Origin of the sequence: Micromonospora sp. CPCC 206171 (genome assembly GCF_036906755.1) — a bacterium.
GTDB lineage: Bacteria > Actinomycetota > Actinomycetes > Mycobacteriales > Micromonosporaceae > Micromonospora > Micromonospora purpureochromogenes.
In genome coordinates, this window is record NZ_JBAKHT010000020.1 from 1 (window position 1) to 24,765 (window position 24,765).

Here is a 24,765-nt window from a genome sequence, read left to right on the forward strand (position 1 = left end):
ACATCCTTCCAGCGAGGAACGCATCCTCACAGGTCAGGAGTCAACCGAACCGGGGGCAGTCCCCACCAACAGGCGTGACTTCCCTGAGCCTGTAGCCGAGCTGGCTATGGGCAACGTCTGGCTTGCTGAGGATGTAGAGCGCTGGATTGCCCAGAAGCGACCTGAGTTGGACGAGGCATAGCGCCTGGCCTACGATGGCGACTCCGGAGTCAATCAACAGGGTGCTCTTGCGATAACTCCGGAAAAGGAAAGGGACAGCCGCCCCCACTGGCTGTCCCTTTTCCTATCTTGGCCTTATCGTTCTGCGTTGGCTGCCGGGCCGTCTGTCCTCAGTCACTTCCCAGCCGTGAATAGTTAGCGCTAGTTCGTTCCTGCCGAAATGCCAGGTGCAGAATCCCAACTCTCGGCCTTCCTTCATTACCAGTACAGACCAGGCGTACCCACACCTGTAGCAATCCATCGCTCAAACTCCTCTCGTGCCTGGCGCAGTTCTGCGCTTGCGTTCTCAATCTGCTTCTGCCTCTTGACGGCAATCTCAAGGGCTGTCTCAAGTCGTCTCTGAAGGCTCATCGTTCTCTCCTCATCCGTGTGCCTACTTAGATAATCGGGGCGAGGCGGAATCAAACTCGGTTACGGGCAAAGAAAAAGAGCCACCCTCTCGGATGGCCCCTCTTCCTGGTAGCTCAGTCTGCCTGCTGGCTCCATGCTCGTACGTCCCTGGTTTCCTGCCAGGTCACTACGGGCTGCTCCATGAAGTCGATGATCTGTAGCTCGATGACGTATACGTCGTTGCCTGCCGCATCGGCCTGGTCCTCGGTCACTACGTCAACCGCCCTGATGTCTGCGCCGATGTGCTCACAGCCGCAGGAGAGAACGAATCGGCGCAAGCCCTCTACCTGTCCCTGGTTGGTGAAACTCCAAGCCTCACGGATCTCGTAGCCGTTGATCGGTCCGTGCGTCACACACTCTGGCTTGCTCATGCTGTCACTGCCTTTCGGTAGTTCTGTAGGGTGCGAACACTCATGCCAAGCTCCTCGGCAACCTTCTGCCAGGTGCCCAGCTTTGGCTTCAACTCATCGGCACGCCTGGCGATTTCGGCAGGGTCAACCTTTCCGGAATCGGAACGCTCAGGATGTGCCGGAACCACGTGCTGACGCTGCTTGCGAGGCTTGCTGATCCGTGCCGGAACGGAAGGCTGCACAGGCTCCGAATCGGAATCAGCAACAGGCTCAGGAGCAGGGGAAACGCTCACGCTTGCCGGAACGGCAGGCTCAGGGAGCGGCAGGGGAGCGGCAGGCTGCTGATCGGAAATCGGCAAAGGCTGCTGATCGGAGGCCGGAACGGTCTGCCTCTTGCCGGAACGGGCAAGCACTTCCACAGTGAGCAACAGGGCAACTGCCGGCCATGCGGACACAACCCGACTGATGGCGTTAGGTTCCGCAACGATCACGTTGGCAGCCAGGGAAGCGGCTACGCCAACCAGGAACGCCAGCCACGCGGACCAGCGGGAGCGCCTACCGTCCCCAAGAGCCAGGGTGGCAACCAGGATCATGCCGTCTACCGACAGCGGCAGAAGCGTTGCCAGGAACGGACTCTGACCAGCCATCAGGGCTAGCTCTCGCATGTGGTCATAGCTGCCGACAGCGGCAATCACAGTGACCGCAACGGTTCCTGCGAGAGAGAAGAAGCGACGGGCGTTCATCGGTTCGCCTCCTGCTGCGCCTTCAGCAGGTCGCTGAGCTGCTTGTGCTCGTAGGCTGTCTCTTCCTCAGCAGTGGCGTAGCGCCAGTCACGACGCTGCGGCTCAGGCTGGGGCTGAGGCATCAGGCCAGCGATGATCAGCGTCAGCCCTGCCAGGATCAGCAGCACTGCACGGGCAATATCGATCTTCATCGTGGTTCCTTCCGGTTGTTGATCTCTCTTAAGAGATCGGCCGGAAGGCTTCTCAACCCTGGTTTAGCTGGGTCAACCTGCCTGTAAGCCCGCCCGGCACGAGATCTCCCGCTGGGAGCGCCAGGCCCGGGTGCCGGGCGACCGCTGGCTGCGCCGGCTCGCCCTCGTGCTCGACGCGCCGGCCGGGCTGCTGGTCGAGGCCGCCGGGCGCAGCCGGCACCACGGCCCGGTGGGCGCGGGCGGGTCCCGGTCCCGGTCGGCCCTGCTCGCGCTGGCCCAACGCTGGGTGGCCGACCCGTACGCTCCGCTGCTGGTCGCGCCGGCGGCGCACCGGTCCACCCCGGCGGGCGCACCCGGCCGGTCCGACCCGGGCGGGCCGGCCGGCCCCGGCGAGCTGGCCGAGCTGCGCCGGCTCGACGACCTCACCGGCGGCGCCGACCTGGCCCCGGCCGCGGCGTACCGGCTGCGGCGGGCGGCCCGGGCGCTGGCCGGGGCGGGTCCGGCCGAGCGGCGGCGGCTGCTGCCGGTGCTGGCCGAGACGGCCCAGCTCGCCGGGTGGCTGCACGCCGACGCCGGCGATCCCGCCGCCGGGCTGGACGCCTACCGGCTCGGCCTGCGGGCCGCCGCGGCGGCCGGTGACCCGGCGCTCGCCGGGCACGTGCTCGGGTCGGCCAGCCATCTGCTGGCCGGGGCCGGCGACCCGGAGGGCGCGCTGCTGCTGGCCCGCACCGCGTACGCGGGAGCCCGGCGGTCGGCCGGTCCGGGGCTGCGGGCGCTGCTGCTGCACCGGGTGGCGTTGGCGGCCGCGCTGGGCGGGCGGGCCCGGGCCGCCCGGCAGGCCCTGGACGCGGCGCGGCAGGCGGCCGGTGCGGTCGAGCCGGGCGCCGAGCCGGCCTGGCTCTACTGGCTCGACGACACCGAGCTGGCGGCGATGACCGGCCGCGCCCTGGTCGCGCTCGGCCGACCCCGGCCGGCCCTGCCGCTGCTGCGCGCCGCCCGGCGCGGTGGCCGGCCCCGCCGGGCAGCGGTCTACGGCGGCTGGCTGGCCCGCGGCCTGCTCCAGCTCGGCGAGGTGGAGCAGGCCTGCGCGGTGGCCGGGGCCGCGCTGCTGGACGCGGTCCGCGCCGGGTCGGCACGGGCCGCGACCCCGCTGGTCGAGCTGGAGCGGCGGCTGGCCGCGCACCGCGCCGAGCCGGCGGTACGCCGCTACGCCGCGCTACTCGCCGACGCCCGCGGTTTTCTGCCCCGCAGCCCGGTTCCCGCCCTCTCCCGACCGCCCGCGCCGGGGCGGCGGGGTGGCACGGCGGGCGCGGCGGGCGCGACGCGCCGACCCGGTGGGGGGACGCGGCCAACCTCGACCGGCTAGCGTCGGTACGTGACCCACGCTGCTCCCGTCTCCCCCGTCGACCGCGCCGGTCTGCGTCAGCGCGTCGACAAGGCCCTGGCCGAGTTCCTGGCCAACCAGCGCACCTGGATGACCGGCGTCGACGACGCGCTGGTGCCCGTCGCCGAGGCGATCGAGGCGTTCGTGCTGGGCGGCGGCAAGCGGCTGCGCCCGGCGTTCGGCTACTGGGGGTACCGGGGCGCCGGCGGGGTCGACTCCGACCACGTGGTGACCGCGCTGGCGGCGCTGGAGTTCGTGCAGGCCAGCGCCCTGATCCACGACGACCTGATGGACCGCTCCGACACCCGTCGCGGCGAGCCGGCGGTGCACCGGCGGTTCGCCGCCCGCCACCGGGCGGCCGGCTGGGGCGGCGACCCGGACGGGTTCGGCGACGCGGCGGCGATCCTCCTCGGCGACCTCTGCCTGGTCTGGTCGGACGAGCTGCTGCACTCCGCCGGCCTGGAGCCGCGGACGGTGGCCCGGGCCCGGCCGGTCTTCGACGAGATGCGCACCGAGGTCACCGTCGGGCAGTACCTGGACGTGCTGACCCAGGTCACCGGGGACACCTCGGTGGAGCGGGCCGGCAAGGTCGCCCGGTACAAGTCGGCCAAGTACACGGTCGAGCGGCCGCTGCTGCTCGGTGCCGCGCTGGCCGAGGCGTCGGCGGACGTACGGGCGGCCTACTCGGCGTACGGGTTGCCGCTGGGCGAGGCGTTCCAGCTCCGCGACGACGTGCTGGGGGTCTTCGGTGACCCGGCGCAGACGGGCAAGCCGGCCGGCGACGACCTGCGCGAGGGCAAGCGCACCTACCTGGTGGCGGCGGCCGTGGAGGCGACCGACGACGCCGGTCGGGAGCTGCTGCTCGGCCAGCTGGGCGATCCGGCGCTGGACGAGGCCGGGGTGGCGCGGCTGCGGGAGCTGATCAGCGCCAGCGGCGCGCTGGCCCGTACCGAGCAGCGGATCGTCACCCTCACCGACGCCGCGCTGGCCGCGCTGACCACGGTCGACCTCGACACCGAGGCCCGCCAGGCCCTGGTCGACCTCGCCATCGCCGCCACCCGCCGCGCCGACTGACCCCCTCCCGGTCCGTCAGAGTTGATCATGAAGTTGTTGCCCCGACACGTCAGCGTCGGTGGCAACAACTTCATGAGCAACGGGGCGAGGTGCCCTGAGGGTTAGAAGCCGAGGGCTTGGGCGCGGCGTTTGACCTCGCGGGCGTGGTCGCCGCCGAGGGTGGCCGCGGCGGTGCCGCCGGAGAGGGTGTCGTCGGGCTCGTAGAGCCAGCGCAGGGCGGCCTCGTCGTCGTAGCCGGCGTCGGCCAGCAGGTTCAGCACGCCGGGCAGGTGCTTGAGCGCCGTCTTGTTCGCCACCAGGTCGACGGGAATCCGGCGGACGCCGTCGCGGCGGACGGCGATCAACTCCCGGTCGCGGATCATCTGGTGGACCTTGCTGATCGGCACATCGAGCCGCTCGGCCACGTCGGGCAGGGTCAGCCAGGCGGCCGGGTCGGACGGGCCGGCGAGAGCGGCGCCGGAAGCCTCATCGGCGGGTACGGAATCGGTCACCCGACCACCCTGCCACGTCGCTCCGGCCCGGGCGCAGCGGCACCCCGGGTGGCCTGGGACAGCGCTGCGGGACGGACCGGATCGTGCCCCGGCTGTAGCATCCTGTTCAACCTTCACCCTCTGGACACATAGACTGCCTGCCGATGGACACACAGGTCGCCGACACGTTGCTGGGCTCGCTGCTCGACGGGCGTTACCGCATTCGCGGGCGCGTCGCGCGCGGCGGGATGGCGACCGTGTACACCGCCACCGACGAGCGCCTGGAGCGCACCGTGGCGGTCAAGATCATTCACCCGACCCAGGCGCCGGAGGCCCGCGGCCGGACGGCCGGGTTCATGGCGCGGTTCACCGACGAGGCGAAGACGATCGCCCGGTTGACCCACCCGAACGTGGTGGCGGTCTACGACCAGGGCACCCACGGCGGGCTGCCGTACCTGGTCATGGAGTACGTCCGCGGTCGCACCCTGCGCGACGTGCTGGCCGAGCGGCGCCGGCTCAACCCGGACGAGGCGTTGGCGATCATGGAGCAGATGCTCGCCGCGATCGCGGCCGCGCACCGGGCCGGGCTGGTCCACCGGGACGTGAAGCCGGAGAACGTGCTGGTCGCCGAGGCGCCCACCGGCGGCGTGGCGAACCTCGTCGACAGCGTGGTGAAGGTCGCCGACTTCGGCCTGGCCCGGGCGGTCGAGGCCAGCGCCGAGGAGGAGAACGGCAACCAGCTCATGGCGACCGTCGCGTACGTGGCGCCGGAGCTGGTCACCGACGGGCACGCCGACCCGCGCACCGACGTCTACTCGGCCGGCATCGTGCTGTTCGAGATGCTCACCGGGCGCGTCCCGTACGACGGGGACCGGCCGGTGGACGTCGCCTGGCAGCACGTCGACCGGGACGTACCGGCCCCGTCGACCCTGGTACCCGCGCTGCCCAAGGCGCTCGACGACCTGGTCGCGCGGGCCACCCGGCGCGACCCCGGCGCCCGCCCGACCGACGCCGGCGCCCTGCTGGCCGAGGTGCAGGTGGCCCGGGACGACCTGGGCAACCCGAACACGCACACCGCCGTGCTGCGCCCGGTGGGCGACGAGACCTCGGCGGTGGCCCAGCCGACCATGGTCGTGGCGGCGGTCCACCCGGCCGAGCGCCCCGCCTGGGCACGGCTGCCGGAGGGGGGCCAGCAGCGGACGCACCGCCGTCGGGCCGCCCCGGAGTCGGACCTCGGCGCCCGGTTCGCCGCGCTGCGCACCCGCCTGATGGGCAGCCAGCGCGGTCGGCTCTCGGTCGCCGCCGCGGTGGTGGCGCTCGGCCTGCTCGCCGCGCTGGGCGGCTGGTGGGTCGGGGTGGGGCGCTACACGGTCGCCCCGGAACTGGTGAGCCTGAGCAAGGCCGAGGCGCAGGCCCAGGCGGACCGGGCCGGTTTCACCCTGGTCTACGCCGAGCCCCGCTACGACGAGAAGACCCCCCGGGACAGCGTCGTGGCGCAGGATCCGGTCTCGGCCGCCAAGATCCTCAAGGGTGGCACCATCACGCTCACCCTCTCGCTGGGCCCGGAGCGGTTCCCCGTGCCGGACGTGGTGGGCAAGGAGTTCGAGCTGGCCGAGGTGGATCTGACCAGCGCGAAGCTGCTGGTGGCCAAGGGCACCCCCCGCTACGACGACAATCTGCCCGCCGGGGTGGTGCTGGAGACCAACCCGAAGGTCGGCGCCGAGGTGAAGCCGGGCACGAAGATCACCGTCATCCTGAGCAAGGGCCGGGCGCCGATCTCGGTGCCGAACCTGCTCGGCAAGAACGTCAACGAGGCGCGGGCCGCGCTGGCCCAGCTCGGCCTGGTGCCGGTGGAGACGTACAAGGACTCGGACAAGCCGAAGGACGAGATCCTCGGGCAGAGCCCGGCCAACGGCGCCGGGGTCGAGAAGGGCGCCCAGGTCCGGCTCGAGGTCAGCAAGGGCCCGGCCCAGGTGATCATGCCTCGGGTGGTCGACCTGCCGTGCCCGCAGGCCAAGCAGCAGCTGGAGAGTCAGGGCTTCCCGGTGACCGTGCAGTTCAACCCGAACGGGATCGTCCGGTTCCAGAACCCGCCCGAGAACTCACCGGTGCCGCCGGCCACGCCGGTCACCATCGGGTGCCTGTGACCATGCGACCCGTCGGCTCACACACTCCCACCTCGGGCGGACTGGCCCGGGCGGCCCTGCCGTACGTCGACGCGGCCGGCTCCGAGGTGGTGCAGGTCTACGTCTCCAACTCGCGTGGCTGGGCGCTGCCCGCCGGCGACCCGACCCAGGACGCGCTGTTCGCCGACGGCTGCGCCGAGCGGGGCGTCCCGGTCTTCATCCACGCCTCGCTGCTGGTGAACCTCGGCTCCCCGACGGCGGCGACGGTGCAGCGCTCGGCGGAGACCCTGGCGCACGCGCTGCGCCGCGGCCGGGCGATCGGCGCCCGGGGCGTGGTGTTCCACGCGGGCAGCGCGGTCGACGCGGGGCACGCCGAGGCCGCCATGCGGCAGGTCCGCGAGACGCTGCTGCCGTTGCTGGACGAGGCGGCGGCCGCGGGCGGGCCGATGCTGCTGGTCGAACCGAGCGCGGGCGGGGGTCGCTCGCTGGCGTCGCGGGTGGAGCAGTTGGGCCCCTACCTGGACGCGGTGGACCGGCACCCCGGGCTCGGGGTCTGCTTCGACACCTGCCACGCCTGGGCGGCCGGGCACGACCTGGCCGCCGAGGGCGGCATGACGGCGACGCTGGACACCCTGGTGGCGACCGTCGGGGCGGACCGGCTGCGGCTGGTGCACGCCAACGACTCCAAGGACCTGTGCGGTTCCACCCGGGACCGGCACGAGAACATCGGTAAGGGCAGCATCGGCGAGCCCGCGTTCGCCGAACTGATGGCCCACCCGGCCACCGCCGGCGTCCCCGTGGTGGTGGAAACCCCCACCGAGAAGCACGAGGGCCACGCCGCCGACATCGCCACCCTCAAACGCCTCCACCCCTGACCCACCCCGCGCACGCCTCCGGTCCCGCGCCGAGCCCCCCGCCCGCCCCCACCCGGCTCGCCTCGTTGATCAAGAGGTTTGCGTCAGTTCCGGACCGGATCCTGACGCAAACTCCTTGATCAACACGGCTGCGGCGGGCCCGGACCGCGCGGGCCCGGACCGCGCGGGCCGGACCGGCGGGCCCCTGACCGCGCGGGCACGGGCAGTGTGGGCACGGGCAGTGTGGGTGGTCGAAACGCAGCCGAGCCCCGGGCCGGGTGGGCGCGGGGCTCGGGTGCGGGAGTGGGTCAGGCGCGCAGCAGGCGGGTGAGGATCTCCACCGCGCGGTCGATCCCGGCGTCGTCGACGTCCATGTGGGTGACCAGGCGGGCGGTGCGCGGGCCGAGCACCGAGACCAGCAGGCCCTCGGCACGGGCGGCGGCGGCCAGGGCCTTCGCGTCCAGCGGGTGCTTGGTCAGGTCCAGCGGGACCAGGTTGGTCCGGACCGGCACGGCGAGCACCCCGAACGGGGCGACCGCCTCGGCCAGCCGGGCGGCCTTGGCGTGGTCCTCGGCGAGCCGGGTGACGTGGTGGGCCAGCGCGTACCGGCCGGCGGCGGCGAGGACGCCGACCTGGCGCATGCCGCCGCCCATCCGCTTGCGGATGAACCGGGCCCGGTCGATCTTCTCGGCGCTGCCGAGCACCAGCGAGCCGACCGGGGCGCCGAGGCCCTTGGAGAGGCAGACCGACAGCGTGTCGAAGAGCGCGCCGTACTCGGCCAGCGGCACGCCGTCGGCGACGTGCGCGTGCCAGATCCGGGCCCCGTCGCAGTGCAGCGCCAGCCCGTGGTCGTCGGCGACCCGGCGCAGCTCGCGCAGGATGGTCAGCGGGATCACCCCGCCGCCGCCCCGGTTGTGGGTCTGCTCGACGGCGATCGCCCGGGTGGGCACCGCGAAGTAGCCGTCGGGCCGGACCATGCCGGCCACCACGTCCGGGTCGATGTCCGCGCCGACCGCCGGCCAGGTCCGCGAGGAGATCCCGCCGTACGCGGCGGCGGCGCCGATCTCGTACGTGACGACGTGCGCGTCGGCGTCGCAGAGCAGCTCGTCACCGGGGGGCACGACGAGCTGGAGGGCGATCTGGTTGGCCATCGAGCCGGTCGGGGCGAACAGCGCCGCCTCGTGCCCGAAGAGCGCGGCGACCTCGGCCTCCAGCGCGGCGACCGTCGGGTCCTCGCCGTAGACGTCGTCGCCGACCTCGGCGGTGGCCATCGCCTCCCGCATCCCGGTGGTGGGCCGGGTCACCGTGTCGGACCGCAGGTCGATGAACTCAGCCACGCAGCATCTCCGCCACCAGGAAGGCCAGCTCCAGCGACTGCTGGGTGTTCAGTCGCGGGTCGCAGGCGGTTTCGTACCGATCGGGCAGGTCGAGGTCCTCGATGCCCTGGGCGCCGCCGAGGCACTCGGTGACGTCCTCGCCGGTCAGCTCCACGTGCAGGCCGCCCGGGTGGGTCTCCAGGCCGCGGTGCACCTCGAAGTAGCCGAGCACCTCGTCGACGATCCGGTCGAAGTGTCGGGTCTTGTAGCCGTTGGACGACTCGTGGGTGTTGCCGTGCATCGGGTCGCACTGCCAGACGACCTTGGCGCCGGCGGCGGTCACCTTGGCCACGATCGGCGGCAGCGCGTCGCGGACCTTGTGGTTGCCCATCCGGCTGATCAGGGTGAGCCGGCCGGGGATGTTGTCCGGGTTGAGCTTCTCGCAGAGCTCGATGGCCTCGTCCGGGGTGGTGGTCGGGCCGAGCTTGACGCCGATCGGGTTGGCGATCCGGGAGATGAAGTCGATGTGCGCCCCGTCGAGCTGCCGGGTCCGCTCGCCGATCCACAGGAAGTGCCCGGACAGCCCGTACGCCCGGCGGTCGGAGACCCGGGTGAGCGCCCGGTCGTACTCCAGGGCCAGGGCCTCGTGGGAGCAGTAGAGGGTGACGGTTCGCAGCGCCTCGTCCTCGGTCATCCCGCAGGCGCGGATGAAGGCCAGCGCCCGGTCGATCTCCCGGGCGATCGCCTCGTAGCGCTCGCCGGCCGGCGAGTTCTTGACGAAACCCTTGTTCCAGTCGTGCACGGCGTGCAGGTCGGCCAGCCCGCCGGCCAGGTACGCCCGGAGCATGTTCATCGCGGCGGCCGAGTTCGCGTACGCCCGGATCATGCGCTGCGGGTCGGCGATCCGCGCCTCCGGCGTGGCCTCCAGCGCGTTGATCATGTCGCCGCGGTACGCGGGCAGCCCGCGGGCGTCGGTCGGCAGGGACCGGGGCTTGGTGTACTGGCCGGCGACCCGGGCGACCTTGACCACCGGCAGCGACGCGCCGTAGGTCAGCACGATGGCCATCTGGAGCAGGGTGCGGGCGTTGGCCAGCAGGTGGCTCTCGGTGTTGTCGGCGAAGGTCTCGGCGCAGTCGCCGCCCTGGAGGAGGAACGCCTTGCCCTCGCAGACCAGCGCGAGGCGCTGCCGGAGCTGGTCGACCTCGTAGGGCGCGACCACCGACGGCACGACGTCGAGCACCTTGCAGACCTCGGCCACCTGCGCCGGGTCGGGCCAGGGCGGGGTCTGCGCCCGGGGCAGGTCCCGCCAGCGGTCCAGGCCGAGGGCCGCGTCCTCGGCGGAGTCGACGGTGGGTCGGCTGGTCTGCAGCCCGGGGCTGCTCACGGCGGGGTAGCTCAGCTGATGCCACTCATGGCGCATGAGGGAAAGCGTACGGCGACGGCCGGGGTGACCCGCCGTCGAGGGGGACGGTTCCGGCAGATGGGAGGGTCAGGGGTTGACCGACGGCTCCGGGGTGTGCCCGCCGGGCGCCTCGCCGGAGATGCACCAGTCGGCGCCGCTGCGGGTGACCGTGAACAGCAGCGGCCGGGATACCTCCCGGGCGCCGACCGAAACGGTCACCGAGGCGCTGACCTCCTGCCCGCGCGGGCCGGAGCGCACGTCGGTGATGGCCGCCTTGGGCACCTCGAAGTGGTCCGCGAAGTCACCGTTGGGGCCGGTGGCCGCCGTGTCGAAGGCCTGGTGCATCGGCGCGCAGAGCTGGCTGCGGCCGGCCGCGACGTCCTTGGCGGCCATCGCGTCGAGGTAGGCCTGCACCCGCTCGCGGGACTTGCTGGCCGCCTCCTCGGCGGGGGCGCGCCCGATGGCGGGACCGTCGCCCGCGTCGTCGTCGCCGCCGATCCCGCAGCCGAGCAGGGACAGCGGCAGCAGTGCCAGCGCGGCGACGCCGGCGGCGCGGTGCCTCGGGCGCATGGATCCTCCCCTCGCTGCGGACATCGAGAGATGCCGAGCGGCGAGTCTGTCACATCGACCAACCTGCATGGCAGGCCGTCATGCCCCGCCGCTCTCCAGTGCGGCACCCGCACGACCGATAAGGGGTGACGGATACCCGACGGCGGGCCCCGACCACCGGCCGAGCCGGCGGCGCACGGACCGCCGCCGGTGCGCCGGGAGTTGCGGCGGGGCCGGAGCGCCTGCCGGGGCACCGTCGCCTCGCGCACCCGACGGGGGCTGGCTAGTCTGCGGTGGTCGACGCGGCCGGCGCGTCGCCGTGGCAGGAGGTGACCGCCCATCCTTCCCGTGGCATCGGTCGACACCGCGTGGCTGCCACCGGCCGAGCGGTTCGACTTCTGGCAGGAGCTGGTGGCCCGGGAATCGGTGCCGGCCCGGATCAGCAGTGCCCACGCCGCCGACTTCATCGCCTCGGCGCGGGTGGTCGACCTGGGCGTGGTCCGGCTCGGCGAGTGGCGGTATCCCTCGCTGGAGCTGGACCGGACCCGCCGGATGATCCGCAGCACCGATCCCGAGCTGTACCAGCTGGCCCTGCCGCTGTCCGGGCACGGCGCGATGTCGCAGCAGCGGCGCTCAGCGCCGCTCGCCCCGTCCGGCTTCAACCTCGTCGACACCGTCCGCCCGCACGGCTCGTCGCACCAGACCGAGGGGGCCTCCGCCGGCCCGCTGCGCACGCTGACCGCGCTGGTGCCCCACGCGGCGCTGCCGCTCCCGGCGCACCGGATCGAGGAGCTGCTCGCCGCCGAACTGCCTGCCGGCAGCGGGATGGGGCTGCTGCTGGCCCGCTTCCTGCGCCAGGTCGTCGACCACCCCGAGCAGTACGCGCCCGCCGACGCCGCCCACCTCGACCAGGTGGCGCTGGCGCTGATCGCCGGCACCCTGGCCGGCCGGCTCGACGACGCCCGCGCCCTGCCGGTGGACGTCCGGGTCACCGGGCTGCGTACCCGGATCGAGGCGTTCGTGCAGCGGCACCTGGCCGACCCGGAGCTGACCCCGGCCGCGGTGGCCGCGGCGCACCACCTGTCGCTGCGGTCGCTGCACCGGCTCTTCGAGGGCACCGGCACCACGGTCGCCGGCCTGATCCGCGCCCGCCGCCTGGAGCGCTGCCGGCGCGACCTGGCCGATCCCCGGCTGGGCGGCCTGCCCGTGCACGAGGTGGCCGCGCGCTGCGGGTTCCGCGACCGGGCCCACTTCAGCCGGGCGTTCCGCGCCCGGTACGGCATGTCGCCCCGAGAGCACCGGGAGCGGGCCGCCCGACGGTGAGCGCACGCGGGCGGGGAGGGACCGTGGGTGTCCCTCCCCGCCGTGTGGGTGGTGCGTCGGCGCTCGGCTCAGCCGAGACCGCCCTTGATGGCACCGATCAGCTCGCCGTTGCCGGTGTCACCGGAGAGCTCCCAGAAGAAGGCGCCACCGAGGCCCTGGTTGTTGGCGTAGGTCATCTTGCCGCCGATGGTGGACGGGGTGTCGTAGCTCCACCAGTTGCTGCCGCACTTGGCGTACGCCGTGCCGGCGATGGTGCCGGTGGCCGGGCAGGTGTTCTTGAGGACCTTGTAGTCATCGATGCCCTGCTCGTAGGTGCCCGGGGCGGGGCCGGTGGCGGTGCCACCCGGGGCGGTCTGGGTGACCCCGGTCCAGCCCCGGCCGTAGAAGCCGATGCCGAGCAGCAGCTTGCTGGCCGGAACGCCCTTGGCCTTGAGCTTCTGGATCGCGGCGTCGGAGTTGAAGCCCTGCTGCGGGATGCCGGTGTACGAGGTGAGCGGCGAGTGCGGGGCGGTGGGGCCCTGCGGGTTGAAGGCGCCGAAGTAGTCGTACGTCATCGGCATGAGCCAGTTCAGCGACGACGCCGCGCCGGCGTAGTCGGTGGCGTCGATCTTGCCGCCGGTGCTGCCGTCGGCGGTGATGGCGGCGGTGACCAGCGCGCTGGAGCCGAACTTCGACCGCAGGGCGCCGACCACGTTCTTGAAGGCGTTCGGTCCGCTGCTGTCGCACTGCAGGCCGCAGGCGTTGGGGTACTCCCAGTCGACGTCGATGCCGTCGAAGACGTCGGCCCAGCGCGGGTCCTCGACCAGGTTGTAGCAGCTGTCGGCGAAGGCGGCGGGGTTCTGCGCGGCCTGGGTGAAGCCACCCGACCAGGTCCAGCCGCCGAAGGACCAGATCACCTTCAGGTGCGGGTACATCTTCTTCAGCTTGCGCAGCTGGTTGAAGCTGCCGCGCAGCGGCTGGTCCCAGGTGTCCGCGACACCGTCCACACTGTCGGCCGCGGTGTACGCCTTGTCGTAGTCGGCGTAGCTGTCACCGATGGTGCAGCGCCCGCCGGTGGTGTTGCCGAAGGCGTACAGGATGTGGGTCAGCTTGGCCGCGGACCCGCTGGTGTGGATGTTCTTGACGTGGTAGTTGCGGCCGTAGACGCCCCACTCGGCGAAGTAGCCGACGATCTTCTTGCCCCCGGTCGGGGGCGGGGTGGTGGGCGGCGGGGTGGTCGGCGGCGGCGTGGTCGGCGGGGTCGTGGTGGGCGGGGTGGTGGTCGGCGGCGCGGTGGTGGTCGGCGGCGGGGTGCTGCCGCCGCCGCACGGCGCGCCGTTGACGGTGCAGTTCAGCGGCGCCTTGTACGCCCCGGTGCCGTTGTAGCCCCAGCTGAAGCTGGCGCCGGGGCCGAGCGGGCCGGCCCAGCTCTTCTTGACCGCGACGTAGTGGTTGCCGCTGCTGGTGACGTCGGCGTCCCAGAAGCTGCTGATGGTGGTGCCCGACGGCAGGTCGAACTCGATGCGCCAGGTGTCGACGCTGGAGCTGGAGCCGTTGGCGACGGTCACGCGGGTCTCGTGGCCGGTCCCCCAGTCCTGCGCCTTGGTGAACGTGGCGGTCACGCTACCGGCGCCGAACGCCGAGGTCACCGGCACCGCGGCGACGGTCAGCGCGACCACGGCGCCGGCCCAGAGGGCGCGGCGGAGCGATCTGTTCATATGGCACCTCCTCCAACAGTTAGGAAACTTTCCAGAAGATGGGGAGACGCTACTCACGCTGTCATCACTTCGTCAAGATGTGCATCTATCGATTTCCCGGTGGACCCCGGCGGCGCCCGCGCCGGGACGCGTAGCCTCGCGACATGACCGTCTTCGACATCGAGATCGACGCCCTGACCGGCGGCCCGGCCGACCTGGCCGCGTACCGGGGCCGGGCGCTGCTGGTGGTGAACGTGGCCTCCCGCTGCGGCCTCACCCCGCAGTACGCCGGCCTCCAGGAGCTCTACACCACGTACGCCGACCGGGGCCTGGTCGTGCTCGGGGTGCCGTGCAACCAGTTCGCCGGGCAGGAGCCGGGCACGGCCGACGAGATCGACGACTTCTGCCAGGTCAACTACGGGGTCACCTTCCCGCTGACCGAGAAGGTCGACGTCAACGGCCCGGCGCGGCACCCGCTCTACGCGGAACTGGTCGGCACCCCCGACGCCGAGGGGCACACCGGGGACGTGCGGTGGAACTTCGAGAAGTTCCTCGTCGCGCCGGACGGCACGGTCGCGGCCCGGTTCGCCCCGACCGTCACCCCGGACTCCGCCGAACTGCGCGCCGGCATCGAGAAGGTCCTGCCGGCCTGAGCCGCCGCCCGCCCAGGGGGCCGTGCCGTCCACACCGGACGAAGGCGCGACCGCGCCGCCCACCGGCCGGTGGGCGGCGTGGCGCCGCCGGGGCGGCGGTGGCGGGATCAGCCGGCCGCCGAGCGGAACACCGGGTAGTAGCCGCCGGACTGGCCGGCCGCCGTCGGGTGGTACGAGATGCCGATGTTGGTGTAGTTCAAGGCGTGCAGCCACTTCTCCCCGTAGCTGCACAACTGGTGCCCGACGAAGATCGACCGGACGTCGGCGAAGGTGAAGCCGGCGGCGGCCGCGGCGCTGCGGGTGATGTCGTCGACCAGGTTGATGCCTTCGTTGATCTTCGCGCGGGAGGTGGCGCTGAGCCCGACGCAGAACGTGCCGAGCTGGTAGAAGACCGGGTAGCCGACGACCACCACCCGGGCGGACGGTGCCCGGCTGCGGATGCCGTTGTAGACGCCGGCCAGCAGGCCGGCCAGTTGCGCCCGGGCCTTGTCCTCGGCGGCCTGGACCGCGGCCACGCACTGCGTCTCCCCCTGCAGCACGCAGGTGGTCATGATGGTGGAGAAGCCGACGTCGTTGCCGCCGACGGTGATGCTGACCAGCGTGGTGCTCGCCGAGAGCGCGGAGAGCTGGGTGTTGGTCACGCTGGTGGTGGTCGCCCCGGAGCAGGCCACCGAGCGGTACGAGGCGGGCCTGATGTTGGTGTTGTACAGCGCCGGGTACGCGCTGGTGCTGCGCTGACAGGAACCGCTCTCGGCGGTGTAGCTCCCGGCGCCGACGCCGGAGGCGTACGAGTCGCCGAGGGCGACGTACTGGTCGCTGGGGGATGCCTGGGCGGGCACCGCGATGCCGAGCGTGACGCCGAGGGACGCGGCGAGGCTCAGGGCGAGGGTCACGAAACGGGATCTCCGCACGTCGCACTCCTGGGGGTGGGAAGTGGTGGTGTGAGATAGATATCAATTGATTGACGCGGGTCGGAAGATCACCGATTGCGCGGCAGATGCAGATAGATACTTAGCGATACAAACTATTGCCAGTGATGCGATCGATGATGAAGGATTCCGCCACGGGACGATCCGTGCGCGCCGCCGGCCGAATAACCAAGCGCGGCGGTGGGGAATGCCGACGTCCACACCGGAGTTGGCAACGGACATGACAACTGTGGGACTGATCGGCAGCGGCAACATCGGTGGCACCCTGGCCCGGCTGGCGGTGGCCGCCGGTCACGACGTGGTGCTCAGCAACTCGCGCGGACCGGAGACGCTGAAGGACCTGGTGGAGGATCTGGGCGCGCGGGCCCGGGCGGCCACGCCGGCCGAGGCCGCCGCAGCGGGGGACCTGGTCGTGGTCACCATTCCGCTGCGGGCCTACCGCGAGGTGCCCGCCGCGCCGCTGGCCGGCAAGACGGTCATCGACACCAACAACTACTACCCGGAGCGGGACGGGCACTTCCCGGAGCTGGACGACGAGTCGACCACCACCAGTGAGCTGCTCCAGGCGCACCTGCCGCAGTCCAGCGTGGTCAAGGCCTTCAACAACATCTACTTCGCGCACCTGCGCGCCCTGGCCCGCCCGGCCGGGGCCGCCGACCGCAGCGCGCTGCCGATCGCCGGCGACGACGCCGACGCCAAGGCGGCGGTGACCGCGTTCCTCGACTCGCTCGGGTACGACGCGGTCGACGTCGGGCCGCTGGCCGAGGGCTGGCGGTTCCAGCGGGACACCGCCGCGTACGCCGGCCTCTACTCGGCCGACCCGAACGACTGGGAGCGGCCCGCCGCGAGGAACGCGGAGCAGGTCCGGACCGCGCTGGCCGCCGCCCGCCGCTACCGGGATGCGGGCTAGTGCTGCGCCCTTCAGGGCGGGGGTGAAGGCCCGCGCGGGGAGGGCCGCCAGGGCCCGAGCCGTGTCGTTGACGGGACGTCGGCAGACGGTGTTACGGTGGCCACGTGCGGGGCGAAGGGTAGTTCCGGAAGCTCCGAAGCGTCACGACGGACACAGCGTGACATTGTCGCCGCAGGGCTTGCGGAGACGGTAAACGCCTGTGGAGCGGACGTAAGACCAGGACTTGTCCTGGCTGGCCGCGGTGAAGCAGGAACCCACCCGGGCGTTGCGCGTTCCGCGCGCAGCGCGGAGGGAATCCCCGCCATTCATGGCGGCGGAGGAGGTCAAGCCGACAGCTGAGCGGCGACGCTTGACCCGGTGGCGGTGCCGGTCCGGCACCGCCACCGCTGCGGGCCGGCCCCCGTCGCGGCGTCCTGGCCGCCCGGCGCAGACCCAGCCACCCGGGAGGACGGGTCGGGGTCAGGCCGGCGAGCGCCACTCGTCGGCGAGCACCGACCAGACCTCGATGTCGATCCGGCCCGCCGGGCCCGGGTAGAGCTGCCGCAGCGTGCCGTCCCGGCGCATGCCGAGCCGCCGGGCCACGGCGATGCTGCGCGTGTTGGTGGCGTTGGTGCGCCACTCCACCCGCTGGATGCCCCGCTCGCCCACCGCCCAGTCGACGATCCGACCGACCGCGCGGGTGACCAGCCCCCGGCCCTCGGCCGCCGGCTCCAGCCAGCAGCCCGCCTCGCAGACGCCGAGCGCCGCGTCGAACGACACGAACATCACCCCGCCGACCAGGACCCCGTCGTCCCAGATGCCCCAGATGCCGCCGGCGTCGCGCGCCCACAGATCGGCGTAGCGACGCAGCACGGTCCGGGCCGAATCGAGGTCGGTGGCCACGAAGGACGCGCCGACCCAGGGCGCGATGTGCTCCCGGGCCCGGTCGAGGTGGGCCAGGAAATCCTCCGCACACCAGGGCGACAGCGGGCGCAGCTCGGCGGAACCGGCCAACGGCAGGGCGAACACGGCGACTCCTCAGGACGCGGGCAGGCTCAGGCGCAGGGTGGGGCCGGGGGTGTCCCGGAAGCCGAGCGAGCGGTAGAGCCTCTCGCCGGCCACCGACGCCCGCAGATCGATCTTCAGTACGCCGCGGTCCCGGTACCAGTCGAGCAGGCCCGTCATGCAGGCCCGGGAGTAGCCGCGCCGCCGGTACCCCGGATCGGTGACCACGTTGAACACGTAGCCGGTCAGTCCACTGGGGTTGCCCGGCCCGCCCAGGCGACGCTCGATGGTGCCGGTCGCGCAGGCGGCGAGCACGCCGGGCCGGTCGGGGGCGTCCACCACGAAGACGGCCATCGGGTCCGCCGGGTCGGCGAGCCGCTCGCGCAGCACCTCCCGGGCAGCCGGCTGCCACGGGCCGGGCGGCGGCGCCGTCCCGTCCATCGACGCCAGCATCACCCCGCGCAGCCGGACGATCTCCGCCGCGTCACCGGGTCCGGCCCGCCGCACCTTGATCATGATCGGACGGTACCGCACCCCGGCGGCCGGGTGTCGCAGGTTATTCCGCTGGTCGGGAACGGCGGCGACACGCGCGTCGGGAGTTGCGCCGCAGTCTCTTGGACGACACTCTGTGACCGGTCCCCTGACACGCCTCGGAGGCGACGTATGCCCCAGCTCCGTACCGCGCCCCGCCGGCTGGTCGCCGCTGCCGGGGCGCTGCTGCTCGGCGCCGCGCTGACCGCCGCCGCCACCCCACCCGCCCGGGCCGCCGCGCCACAGGACGTCGGGTACGTCCGCCTCGCGCACCTCTCCCCCGACACCCCCGCCGTGGACGTCTACCTCTCCGCGCCGGGCGCGGCCGAGCCCCGGGTCTTCCCCGCCGTCGGCTACGGCGTCGTCTCCGACTACCTGACCCTGCCCGCCGGCCGGTACGCGGTGGCGATGCGCGAGGCGGGCGCCCCGGCCAGCCAACCACCGGTGCTCACCACCGAGGTGGCCGTCGAGGCCGGCGCGGCGTACACGGTCGCCGGGGTGGGCCGGCACGCCGACCTCGGCCTGCGGGTGCTCGCCGACGACCTCAGCGCCCCGGCCCTCGGGCAGGCCAAGGTCCGCGTCGTGCAGGCGTCGGTCCGGGCACCGGTGATCGACGTCGCGGCGACCGACGGGCCGGCCATCGCCGACGCCGTCCGCTTCGCCACCACCACCGACTATCGCGAAATCGAGCCGGGACGCTGGCGACTGCGGCTGGGCGGGGACAACGGCCCGACCACGGACGCCGAGGTCACCCTCAGCGGCGGTCGGGTCTACTCGCTGCTGGTGCTGGACGGCCGCCGCGGTGGGCTCGCCACCGAGCTGCGTGAGGACGCCCGGGGCGGGGCGGTCACCCCGGCCGGCGGGGTGCCGGCGGGAGCCGGTGGGCTGGCCGGGCGCGGGCTCGGGGCGTACCCGATGGTGGCCGGCGCCCTGCTCGCGGCGGCCGTGGTGGTCGGGGCGGCGCTGCTGGTGCGGCGCCGGCGGCGACCGGTCTGGTGACCAGCCGGCCCGGCTTCGCGATCCGGCGGCACCGCGACCGCCGGGCGCCGCTGGCCGCGCTGGTCGCGGCCGGCGCGGCGGTCTGCCTCGCCGCCGGCACCGGCGTCGGGCTGGCCGGCGAGGCCGCGCCGGTGCCACCGCCGACCTGGCGGCCCGGCTGCGCCGTCAGTTGCGCGACGACCGCCGCCCCGCTGCCCGCGCCGCACGGTCCCCCCACCCGGGTACGCGTCGCGCGGATCGGCGTCGACGCCGACCTCGCGGAGCTCGGGCTGGACGCCGCCGGCCACCTGGTCCCGCCGGCCGACCACGACCGGGCCGGCTGGTACGGCGGCGGGCCCGCGCCCGGCGACCCGGGGCCGGCGGTGATCGCCGGCCACCTCGACTCCCGCCGGGGACCGGCCGTCTTCGCCCGCCTCGGTGAGCTGCGCGCCGGCGACCGGATCGAGGTTCGGCGGGGCGGGCAACGGCTGGCCTTCCGGGTCAGCGGGTCGCTGCGCACCCGCAAGGACGCCTTCCCCACCGCCACCGTGTACGGCCCCACCCCCGGCCCGGAGCTGCGCCTGATCACCTGCGGCGGCGCCTTCGACCGGCGCACCGGCCACTACCGGGACAACGTGGTGGTCTTCGCGGTCGCCGAGCCGTCGACCGACCCGCTCCCCCGCTCGGCGGCCGACTGAGCGTCCGACCGCTCGTCAGACCGGTCGGCGGCCGGCGAAGCCGCACTCGGCGCGGTGGTACCAGCGCACGTCGGTGTCCCCCTCCAGCCAGCACCACAGCACCGGCCGGCCGTCGCGTTCGCCGGGGAAGTCCAGCAGCACCGGGGCGATGCCCTTGACCTGGATGTCGTGGGAGTTCAGCTCCTCCAGCACGGCGTGCAGCCGGGCCTCCAGCCCCTTCACCTCGGCCCGGCCGCCGAGGGCCGAGAGCCCCGAGGCCGCCAGGTCTGCGCGGAGTTCGGCGAGGTCGGCGCGGAGCCGGATCAGCTCGTCGACGCGGGGGCGCAGGGTGGCCACCAGGTGCCGTGCCTGGGCGAGAGTGAACACCCGGCAAGTATGGGCCACCGGGACGTCCTCGGGCGGCCGAGCCCACGCCCGGACCATCCCGGGACGCCGTGCCTTCGGCCCGCCCGCCGGCGGGCTCAGTCGGCCTGGGCGGCCAGCTCGCGGGCCCGGTCGCGGGCCGCCTCCAGGGCGGCCAGCAGCGCCGCGCGCACGCCGTGCTTCTCCAGCTCCCGCACCGCGGAGATGGTCGTACCGGCCGGTGAGGTGACCGCCTCGCGCAGCTTCACCGGGTGCTCCCCGGAGTCGCGCAGCATCACCGCCGAGCCGATCGCGGTCTGCACGATCAGCTCGTGCGCGACCTGCCGGGGCAGGCCGAGCAGGATGCCCGCGTCGATCATGGCCTCGACCAGCAGATAGAAGTACGCGGGACCGGAGCCGGAGAGCGCGGTGACCGCGTCCTGCTGGGACTCGGGCACCCGGATGGTGGCGCCGAGCGGGGTGAACATCTCCTCGGCCAGCTCCAGGTGCGCGCCGGTGGCGTGCGCGCCGGCCGAGATGGCGGTCATCGCCTGGTCGACCAGGGCCGGCGTGTTGGTCATCACCCGGACCACCGGGGTGCCGTCGGGCAGCCGGCGGGCGAAGAAGCCGGTGGGCAGGCCGGCGCAGAGCGAGATGACCAGCTTGTCCGGCGGAACCTTGGGGCCGATCTCGTCCAGCAGGGTCGCCGCGTCCTGCGGCTTGACCGAGATCGCCAGCACCGCCGCCTCCTCGACCGCGGTGAGGTTGTCGACCACCCGTACGCCGTACCGGGCGGTCAACTCCTCGGCGCGCGCCGGACGCCGGGCGGTGGCCAGCAGCCGCTCCACCGGCCAGCCGGAGCGCAGCAGCCCGGAGAGCATCAGCTCGCCGATCTTGCCGGCGCCGATCACGGCGACCGTGTGCCTGCCCGCTGCCATCGCTGTGGTACCCCTTCCGTCACGGTGGCCGGCGGCGCGGCGGGTGATCCGTCGCGCCGCCGGCACCGGGCGATCAGCTGCCGAAGAAGACCTCGGCCTCGGCGTACCGCTCCAGCGGCACGGTCTTCAGCTCAGCCGTGGCGTCGGCCAGTGGCACCCGGACGATGTCGGTGCTCTGCATCGCGACCATCTTGCCCCAGTCGCCCTCGTGCGCCGCGTCGATCGCCTGCAGGCCGAGTCGGGTGGCGAGCACCCGGTCGAAGGCGGTCGGGGTGCCGCCGCGCTGGATGTGGCCGAGCACGACGGTGCGGGCCTCCTTGCCGGTCTTCGCCTCCAACTGCTCGGCGAGCCACTGGCCGATGCCGCCGAGGCGGACGTGGCCGAACGAGTCGAGCTCCTGGTTGTGCAGCACCATCTGGCCGTCCAGCGGCTGGGCGCCCTCGGCGACCACCACGATCGGGGCGTACTGGTGCTGGAAGCGCTTCTCGACGTACCCGGCGACCTGCTCGACGTCGAACTGCCGCTCCGGCAGCAGGATCACGTTGGCGCCGCCGGCGAGGCCGGCGTGCAGGGCGATCCAGCCGGCGTGCCGGCCCATCACCTCGACCACCAGGGTGCGGTGGTGGCTCTCGGCGGTGGTGTGCAGCCGGTCGATGGCCTCCATCGCGATGTTGACCGCGGTGTCGAAGCCGAAGGTGTAGTCGGTGGCGCCGAGGTCGTTGTCGATGGTCTTCGGCACGCCGATCACGTTGACGCCCAGCTCGTGCAGCTTGGTGGCCACGCCGAGGGTGTCCTCGCCGCCGATCGCGATCAGGGCGTCGACGCCCTGCGCGGCGAGGTTCTCCTTGATCCGCTCCACCCCGTTCTCAATCTTGAACGGGTTGGTCCGGGACGAGCCGAGGATGGTGCCGCCGCGCGGCAGGATGCCGCGGACCTCCGCGATGCCCAGCGGCCTGGACAGGCCCTCCAGCGGGCCCTTCCAGCCGTCCTGGAAGCCCACGAACTCGTGACCGTAGGTGGCGACGCCCTTGCGGACCACCGCCCGAATGACCGCGTTGAGACCTGGGCAGTCGCCGCCGCCGGTGAGCACGCCGATACGCATGATCTGCTCATCCTCCTGGAGCATCAGGTGAAGCCCGGATAAGCCCCAGGATATGTGTCAGATCAGACCATCGGCGCCGTTGCCGGCCCGGGGCGGGCCGTCAGTGCGCACTGTAGTCGGCGTGAGTGTCCGCCGACACCGCGCCCCGGCCCGTCCCACCGGCCGAAACGGGCTACCGGTCAGTAGCTGACCTCGTGGTTCTCGCCCACCTTCGGCGGCCTGCCGGTCACCGCCGCCCGGGCGAACCCGAGCAGGTTGACCACCGCGCCGCCCGGCGAGTCCCAGTACTCGGCGGAGTTGGCGTGCACCTTGATCAGCGTCAGGCCGGGGGTGTCCAGGCCGTCCGGGAACCAGGTCTTCAGCAGCGGGTTCCACAGCCGCTCGGCCTTCGCCCGGTCGTAGCCCTCCTGGGCGGTGCCGGAGACCGACACCCAGGCGTCGTGCCGCTGGTCGGAGAAGGCCACGTTCACCTCCGGGTTGACCCGGATCTGGCGCACCTTCGGCGAGTCCGCGTAGGCGAAGAACCACAGGTCGCCGTCGAACTCCGCCTCCTGCAACGCCATCGGCCGGCTCACCATCCGCCCGTCGACACCGATGGTGGTCAGCATGCAGATCCGGGCCTGCCGGATCAGCTCGGTCACCCGGCGGCGGGCGTCGGCGACGCTGGTCGGGTCACTACTCATCGTGAACTCCCTCGCATCGGCTCATCGAACCGGTGCCCCGGACAGAACGGGTCAAACCCGCATGGCCTCACCGGCCGGTCATCGCCCGCCAGCGCGCCAGGTTGTGCCGGGCGTCGACCAGGGCGTCGTGCCGGTCGGCGTCCGCGTCGGGCAGCTTCGGCCGACCCCGGTCGTCCCAGAGCTGGCGCAGCTCCTTGGTGAACCGGGGGATCTCCCGGGGCAGCGCCGGCATCGCCCCCCAGAGCTGGGCCAGCACCACATGGTCGTACGCGGCGTACCAGGCCCAGAGTTCGAGCTGCTCACCCGGGCGGTCACGGATCGGCTCCAGCAGGAACTCGTAGAGGTCGTCGCGGATGCGCTCGCGCGAGCGCCAGGCGCGCTCGGCCGGGGACGGCAGCTTGTCGAGCACGTTGCGGCGCACCCAGGGCACGGCGCGGGAGTCGTCGAACTGGGTGGAGACCGCGTAGAACTCGCGGCCGTACTCGTCGACGACACCGATCGACACGAGGTCGACGATGAGGCCGTCCTCGATGAATTCGCAGTCGTAGAAATAGCGGTAGACCATCGCGTCAATCCTCGCGTACGCCCGGCGGCGTCCGCCGCCCGGGTCCGTTCCCGACCGGCTCCCCACCCTTGCCACCAGGGCGAAACCGCACCTCAGCCGGCACACCGACCCCGACCGGCGGCGTCACGCAGACGATTTGAGGGGTGTACAGCAAGCGACTGGACCGTCATGATCTGATGTGTACCGCTACCGGACGCCGAATTGGTGTCAGTTCACCTCTTCAGGGGCCGTCAGGTTCACCCGGTGAGCGAGTTGTGGTCCTTGACCGGGGAGGGGTTGGGCCGTGGAGATGCGCCTGCCGGAGCCGGGTGACGCCCTGACGGGCGTGGAGATGTTCGCCGGGCTGGAGCCGGAGGTGCGGCAGCGGGTGATCGCCGCGGCGGTGCCGCGCACGTACCGCAAGGGCCAGCTGCTCTTCGTGGAGAACGACCCGGGCGAGTCGCTGATCGTGCTGCGCCGAGGGGCGGTGGCGGTGTTCCGCACCGCGCCGACCGGCGAACGGGCGGTGCTGTCGGTGATCCGACCGCCGGACGTGCTCGGCGAGGTCTCGCTGCTGGACGCCTCCACCCGTTCGGCGTCCGCCGAGGCGATCGAGGACTCCGCCGCGCTGGCCCTGTCCCGGCCCGCCTTCATGGAGCTGGTGCACTCCAACCCGCGCATCCTGGACGCGGTGATGCGCTCGCTGGGCGGCCTGATCCGCCGGCTGACCGAGCAGAACGCGGACCACGTCTTCCTGGACCTGCCCGGCCGGGTGGCCAAGACCCTGGTCCGGCTGGCCGGCGAGAGCCAGGCCCCGATGATCACCATCGAGCTCAACCAGAGCCAGCTCGCCGAGATGGCCGGCGGCTCCCGGCAGAGCGTCAACCAGGCGATCGGCTCCTTCGCCAGCCGGGGCTGGCTGCGGACCGAGGGTCGCCGGATCGTCGTCACCGACGTGTCGGCGCTGCGCCGCCGGGCCGGGATGAACGACCGCTGACCGCGCGACGCGGCCGGGCGCTGCCTGCGCCGGCCGCGTCGTCGGCTCACCGTCTCCGGCTCACGGGGTGGTGCTGGTCGGCCCCGCCCAACTGGTGGTGGCGCCGGTCGGCCCGGCCCAGTCGGTGCCGTCCTTGCCGTCACCGGACTGCTCGCTGACGATCCCCTCGGCCTGGAGCACGGCCAGCGTGGCGGCGTCGACGTCGACCGACTCCCCCGCGGAGTGGGCGACGCCGTCACCGTCGGTCCAGTCGCTCTCCAGCTTCACATATACCATGATCTCTCCCCTTGATCATTGATGGGATTTCGGCCGCCTGAATGTAGCTCTCCCAACCGGCCGGAGGAGTGTCCACAAGCCAACAGCCCGGTACCTGACAGCGCCGGCACCGGCGATACTCACGGTGGACATC

Annotated in this window: 28 protein-coding genes; 11 read left to right on the forward strand and 17 right to left on the reverse strand. The window is 72.8% G+C overall.

The features are described from left to right. On the forward strand, positions 1-181 hold a 181-nt coding region (locus V6U89_RS21370), incomplete at its 5' end, for a DNA-binding protein (protein WP_334573232.1). Between the two features lie 502 nt (positions 182-683). Here the strand turns inward: V6U89_RS21370 and V6U89_RS21375 are convergent. From V6U89_RS21375 to V6U89_RS21385, 3 genes are read right to left on the reverse strand one after another with little or no spacing between them, the layout of a single operon-like run. Further along, complete coding sequence (locus V6U89_RS21375; RefSeq protein WP_334573127.1) at positions 684-980, reverse strand: hypothetical protein; 297 nt, start codon at positions 978-980, stop codon at positions 684-686. Then, entirely contained in the window at positions 977-1,702 is a 726-nt protein-coding gene (locus V6U89_RS21380) for a DUF2637 domain-containing protein (protein ID WP_334573128.1), read from the reverse strand. Before V6U89_RS21380 ends, V6U89_RS21375 begins: the two co-directional genes overlap by 4 nt. Then, positions 1,699-1,893, reverse strand: a complete 195-nt coding sequence (locus V6U89_RS21385) for a hypothetical protein (RefSeq protein WP_334573129.1) — start codon at positions 1,891-1,893, stop codon at positions 1,699-1,701. The genes V6U89_RS21380 and V6U89_RS21385 overlap by 4 nt, the downstream gene beginning before the upstream one ends. Positions 1,894-2,023: 130 nt before the next feature. Here V6U89_RS21385 and V6U89_RS21390 point away from each other — a divergent pair, with 130 nt between their 5' ends. Together V6U89_RS21390 and V6U89_RS21395 are read left to right on the forward strand one after the other, a co-directional pair. Further along, complete coding sequence (locus V6U89_RS21390) at positions 2,024-3,259, forward strand: transcriptional regulator (RefSeq protein WP_334573130.1); 1,236 nt, start codon at positions 2,024-2,026, stop codon at positions 3,257-3,259. A 9-nt stretch (positions 3,260-3,268) separates the two neighbouring features. Further along, entirely contained in the window at positions 3,269-4,351 is a 1,083-nt protein-coding gene (locus tag V6U89_RS21395; protein WP_334573131.1) for a polyprenyl synthetase family protein, read from the forward strand. Between the two features lie 101 nt (positions 4,352-4,452). Here the strand turns inward: V6U89_RS21395 and V6U89_RS21400 are convergent, their stop codons facing one another. Next, positions 4,453-4,842 (reverse strand): Rv2175c family DNA-binding protein, encoded by a 390-nt coding sequence (locus tag V6U89_RS21400; protein WP_334573132.1) that lies wholly within the window; start codon positions 4,840-4,842, stop codon positions 4,453-4,455. Between the two features lie 143 nt (positions 4,843-4,985). Here V6U89_RS21400 and pknB point away from each other — a divergent pair, with 143 nt between their 5' ends. Further along, on the forward strand, positions 4,986-6,968 hold the full coding sequence (gene pknB, locus V6U89_RS21405; RefSeq protein ID WP_334573133.1) for a Stk1 family PASTA domain-containing Ser/Thr kinase: 1,983 nt from the start codon (positions 4,986-4,988) through the stop codon (positions 6,966-6,968). Positions 6,969-6,970: 2 nt separating this feature from the next. Then, positions 6,971-7,822 carry a deoxyribonuclease IV gene (locus V6U89_RS21410; protein WP_334573225.1) on the forward strand — a complete coding sequence of 284 codons (852 nt, stop codon included), beginning with the start codon at positions 6,971-6,973 and terminating at the stop codon, positions 7,820-7,822. A gap of 287 nt (positions 7,823-8,109) precedes the next feature. Here the strand turns inward: V6U89_RS21410 and V6U89_RS21415 are convergent, their stop codons facing one another. The 3 genes from V6U89_RS21415 to V6U89_RS21425 all read right to left on the reverse strand — a co-directional run bounded on the left by V6U89_RS21415 (position 8,110) and on the right by V6U89_RS21425 (position 11,089). Beyond that, positions 8,110-9,138, reverse strand: a complete 1,029-nt coding sequence (locus tag V6U89_RS21415; RefSeq protein WP_334573134.1) for a threonine aldolase family protein — start codon at positions 9,136-9,138, stop codon at positions 8,110-8,112. Continuing rightward, positions 9,131-10,537 (reverse strand): class II 3-deoxy-7-phosphoheptulonate synthase, encoded by a 1,407-nt coding sequence (locus tag V6U89_RS21420; protein WP_334573135.1) that lies wholly within the window; start codon positions 10,535-10,537, stop codon positions 9,131-9,133. The genes V6U89_RS21415 and V6U89_RS21420 overlap by 8 nt, the downstream gene beginning before the upstream one ends. Before the next feature lie 69 nt (positions 10,538-10,606). Continuing rightward, positions 10,607-11,089, reverse strand: a complete 483-nt coding sequence (locus tag V6U89_RS21425; RefSeq protein WP_334573136.1) for a hypothetical protein — start codon at positions 11,087-11,089, stop codon at positions 10,607-10,609. Between the two features lie 327 nt (positions 11,090-11,416). Between V6U89_RS21425 and V6U89_RS21430 the strand changes: the two genes are divergently transcribed. Further along, entirely contained in the window at positions 11,417-12,391 is a 975-nt protein-coding gene (locus V6U89_RS21430) for a helix-turn-helix domain-containing protein (protein ID WP_334573137.1), read from the forward strand. A gap of 68 nt (positions 12,392-12,459) precedes the next feature. Here the strand turns inward: V6U89_RS21430 and V6U89_RS21435 are convergent, their stop codons facing one another. Then, the gene (locus V6U89_RS21435; RefSeq protein WP_334573138.1) at positions 12,460-14,088 is read right to left on the reverse strand and encodes a glycosyl hydrolase family 18 protein; all 1,629 of its coding nucleotides are present in this window, start codon (positions 14,086-14,088) and stop codon (positions 12,460-12,462) included. 143 nt (positions 14,089-14,231) lie between these two features. Here V6U89_RS21435 and V6U89_RS21440 point away from each other — a divergent pair, with 143 nt between their 5' ends. Continuing rightward, positions 14,232-14,720, forward strand: a complete 489-nt coding sequence (locus tag V6U89_RS21440) for a glutathione peroxidase (RefSeq protein ID WP_334573139.1) — start codon at positions 14,232-14,234, stop codon at positions 14,718-14,720. A gap of 107 nt (positions 14,721-14,827) precedes the next feature. On the opposite strand, the gene V6U89_RS21445 is transcribed toward V6U89_RS21440, so the two are convergent. Next, a complete protein-coding gene (locus V6U89_RS21445) occupies positions 14,828-15,631 on the reverse strand; it encodes an SGNH/GDSL hydrolase family protein (RefSeq protein ID WP_334573140.1) in 804 nt (267 codons plus the stop codon). A 238-nt stretch (positions 15,632-15,869) separates the two neighbouring features. Here V6U89_RS21445 and V6U89_RS21450 point away from each other — a divergent pair, with 238 nt between their 5' ends. Beyond that, on the forward strand, positions 15,870-16,559 hold the full coding sequence (locus V6U89_RS21450) for an NADPH-dependent F420 reductase (RefSeq protein WP_442933964.1): 690 nt from the start codon (positions 15,870-15,872) through the stop codon (positions 16,557-16,559). A 459-nt stretch (positions 16,560-17,018) separates the two neighbouring features. Here V6U89_RS21450 and V6U89_RS21455 read toward each other — a convergent pair whose 3' ends face one another. Then, positions 17,019-17,567, reverse strand: coding sequence for a GNAT family N-acetyltransferase (locus V6U89_RS21455; RefSeq protein ID WP_334573142.1), 549 nt, complete (start codon positions 17,565-17,567; stop codon positions 17,019-17,021). 9 nt (positions 17,568-17,576) lie between these two features. Further along, the gene (locus V6U89_RS21460) at positions 17,577-18,059 is read right to left on the reverse strand and encodes a GNAT family N-acetyltransferase (protein ID WP_334573143.1); all 483 of its coding nucleotides are present in this window, start codon (positions 18,057-18,059) and stop codon (positions 17,577-17,579) included. A 147-nt stretch (positions 18,060-18,206) separates the two neighbouring features. On the opposite strand from V6U89_RS21460, the gene V6U89_RS21465 reads away from it, so the two are divergent. Then, positions 18,207-19,073: a DUF4397 domain-containing protein gene (locus V6U89_RS21465; RefSeq protein ID WP_334573144.1), complete on the forward strand. Its 867-nt coding sequence runs from the start codon at positions 18,207-18,209 to the stop codon at positions 19,071-19,073. Next, positions 19,070-19,750, forward strand: coding sequence for a class F sortase (locus V6U89_RS21470; protein ID WP_334573145.1), 681 nt, complete (start codon positions 19,070-19,072; stop codon positions 19,748-19,750). The genes V6U89_RS21465 and V6U89_RS21470 overlap by 4 nt, the downstream gene beginning before the upstream one ends. A 15-nt stretch (positions 19,751-19,765) precedes the next feature. Here V6U89_RS21470 and V6U89_RS21475 read toward each other — a convergent pair whose 3' ends face one another. The 5 genes from V6U89_RS21475 to V6U89_RS21495 all read right to left on the reverse strand — a co-directional run bounded on the left by V6U89_RS21475 (position 19,766) and on the right by V6U89_RS21495 (position 23,380). Beyond that, positions 19,766-20,116, reverse strand: a complete 351-nt coding sequence (locus V6U89_RS21475; protein ID WP_334573146.1) for a DUF2203 domain-containing protein — start codon at positions 20,114-20,116, stop codon at positions 19,766-19,768. 95 nt (positions 20,117-20,211) lie between these two features. Beyond that, a complete protein-coding gene (gene proC / locus V6U89_RS21480) occupies positions 20,212-21,030 on the reverse strand; it encodes a pyrroline-5-carboxylate reductase (RefSeq protein WP_334573147.1) in 819 nt (272 codons plus the stop codon). 73 nt (positions 21,031-21,103) lie between these two features. Further along, on the reverse strand, positions 21,104-22,132 hold the full coding sequence (locus V6U89_RS21485) for a 6-phosphofructokinase (protein WP_334573226.1): 1,029 nt from the start codon (positions 22,130-22,132) through the stop codon (positions 21,104-21,106). Between the two features lie 179 nt (positions 22,133-22,311). Then, complete coding sequence (locus V6U89_RS21490) at positions 22,312-22,815, reverse strand: pyridoxamine 5'-phosphate oxidase family protein (RefSeq protein ID WP_334573148.1); 504 nt, start codon at positions 22,813-22,815, stop codon at positions 22,312-22,314. Between the two features lie 67 nt (positions 22,816-22,882). Next, positions 22,883-23,380, reverse strand: coding sequence for a polyadenylate-specific 3'-exoribonuclease AS (locus V6U89_RS21495; protein ID WP_334573149.1), 498 nt, complete (start codon positions 23,378-23,380; stop codon positions 22,883-22,885). Positions 23,381-23,663: 283 nt separating this feature from the next. Between V6U89_RS21495 and V6U89_RS21500 the strand changes: the two genes are divergently transcribed. Continuing rightward, the gene (locus tag V6U89_RS21500) at positions 23,664-24,356 is read left to right on the forward strand and encodes a Crp/Fnr family transcriptional regulator (RefSeq protein WP_088961072.1); all 693 of its coding nucleotides are present in this window, start codon (positions 23,664-23,666) and stop codon (positions 24,354-24,356) included. Between the two features lie 60 nt (positions 24,357-24,416). Here the strand turns inward: V6U89_RS21500 and V6U89_RS21505 are convergent, their stop codons facing one another. Next, the gene (locus V6U89_RS21505; RefSeq protein ID WP_334573150.1) at positions 24,417-24,632 is read right to left on the reverse strand and encodes a hypothetical protein; all 216 of its coding nucleotides are present in this window, start codon (positions 24,630-24,632) and stop codon (positions 24,417-24,419) included. Positions 24,633-24,765: the final 133 nt, after the last annotated feature.